The sequence below is a fragment of the Phenylobacterium sp. genome, assembly GCF_024508875.1.
Lineage (GTDB): Bacteria > Pseudomonadota > Alphaproteobacteria > Caulobacterales > Caulobacteraceae > Phenylobacterium.
Genome location: NZ_JANINU010000318.1, coordinates 1 through 1,791, shown reverse-complemented (window position 1 = coordinate 1,791; position 1,791 = coordinate 1). Strand labels below are relative to the sequence as shown.

Below are 1,791 nucleotides of genomic sequence, written 5' to 3'. Positions count from 1 at the left end.
CGAGCACGCGCCCGAGCCCAAGGCCCGCGCCCAGGCGCTGGACCAGGCCGCGGAGGCCGCGCGCCTGCAGCCCGGCTTCGCCCCCGGCGTGGTGATGGCGGCCCGCCTGCTGGCCGACGACGGCAAGATGGGCCGCGCGGCCGCCCTGATCGAGAACGCCTGGCGCGCCGCGCCGCACCCGGCGCTGTGGCTGGCCTACCGCGACCTGAAGACGAACGAGACCCCGCGCGAGCGCGCGCAGCGGCTGGGCCAACTCGCCGCCGTGAACCCGACACACCGCGAGAGCCTGCTGCTCTATGTGGAGCAGGCCCTCGTCACCGGGGACGGCCCCGCGGCGCACGAGGCGTCGCGCGCCCTGGAGGGCCAGCCGGTCACCGCGCGGGTCGCCGGGATCATGGCGCGCGCCGCCTACGCCGCTGGCGCGGTCGACGAGGCGCGCATGTGGCTGGCGCGCGGCATGAACGCGCCGCCCGAGCCCGACTGGTCCGACCTCGACCCCGAGGGGCGGCCCTTCGCCTACCACGCCCGCGACTGGGCGCGCCTCGCTATCGCCTTCGCCGAGACCGGCGAACTGCTGCATCCGCGCCTGGAACGGCGGGAGCGGAGCCTTCGAGAACTGCCCGAGTTGCCTATCGCCTATGCCGACGCCGGTCCGATGCTGGCCGAGCCAACTCTGTATCCCGTTGACGAAGGCTACGAGGACCCCGAGCCGAAGGCGCCGCCGCCTCCGGCGCCCAAGCCGCCGCCAGCCCCTCGTTCCCGGCGCCGGGCGCCGCGATGACCCGCATTGTCTACGTGACGCCCTTCGCCCATTCGCGGTCGGGCGGCGCCAAGATGATCTTCCGCCACGTCGAGACGCTGTGCGACCTGGGCTTCGACGCGGTCGTCCGCCGACCGGCCGAGGCCGCGCCTTTGACCTGGTTCGACCACCGCGCGCCCGTCGAGGGCGGGTCGGCGCCGCTCGGAGCCGACGACATCCTGGTCCTGCCCGAGGATTCGACCGAGGCGTTGCTGCAGGCCGCGGCGCTGCCGAACCGCAAGGTGATCTTCTGCCAGAACCCCTATGCCCTCGCCGGCCATGGGCTGGCCGACCTGCCGGCCGAACTCAAGGTCCAGTACCGCACGTTCATGGCCTGCGGCGTCGGCGTGGCCGGGATGATCGCGCGGTTCTTCGACTACGACCTGATCTCGGTCACGCCCGGCTTCGCCGACGAGAGGACCTTCGGGCCGCGGCCGAAGGAACAGATCATCGCCTGCTCGCCGCGTCGCCGTCGGCTGGAGGAGAAGACCATCCGCTACATGTTCGAGCGGCTCTGCCCCAGCGCCGGCGCCTGGCGCTGGATCGCGATGGACACCGCCAGCGAGGCCGAGGTCGCCGACGTGATGGGCCGCGCCTCGGTGTTCCTCAGCCTGGCGAAGATGGAGGCCCTCGGCCTCACGGCCCTGGAGGCGCTGGCGAGCGAGTGCCTCGTCGCGGGCTTCACCGGCGTCGGCGGCCGAGAGTTCGCCAGCAGCGTCAATGGCCTCTGGGTCGAGGAGAACGATTGCGAGGCCGCGGCCCACGCCCTGGTCCGCGCCGTGGCCCTCGCCGAGCAGGGCGGGGGCGCAGCCGCCCTCATGCGCCACGCGGCCGCGCAGACCGCCACACAATGGTCCCACGCCGCCTTCGCCCAGGCCCTGGCGGCCTTCTGGCGAGACCGCATGGCCGTGACCGCGTGACGCTTTGCAAATCGGACGCTTTCACGTAAAAGCCCGCGTCCCCGGACAGGAGCCGCCTTAGCTCAGCCGGTA

General features: G+C 73.3%; 1 protein-coding gene and 1 pseudogene. Both read left to right on the top strand.

Features of this window, described 5'->3' with window-relative positions; all coding sequences use genetic code 11:
* A pseudogene (locus Q0L11_RS20930) lies at nucleotides 1-781 on the top strand (heme biosynthesis protein HemY); the annotation flags it as partial.
* On the top strand, nucleotides 778-1,719 hold the full coding sequence (locus tag Q0L11_RS20925) for a glycosyltransferase (RefSeq protein ID WP_296599837.1): 942 nt from the start codon (nucleotides 778-780) through the stop codon (nucleotides 1,717-1,719). The pseudogene Q0L11_RS20930 and the gene Q0L11_RS20925, both read left to right, overlap by 4 nt.
* Nucleotides 1,720-1,791 lie beyond the last annotated feature (72 nt).

What these genes read in the sequence shown, in the direction of transcription:
- Q0L11_RS20925 (WP_296599837.1), top strand. Translation starts at nt 778, where the DNA reads ATGACCCGCATTGTCTACGTGACGCCCTTCGCCCATTCGCGGTCGGGC.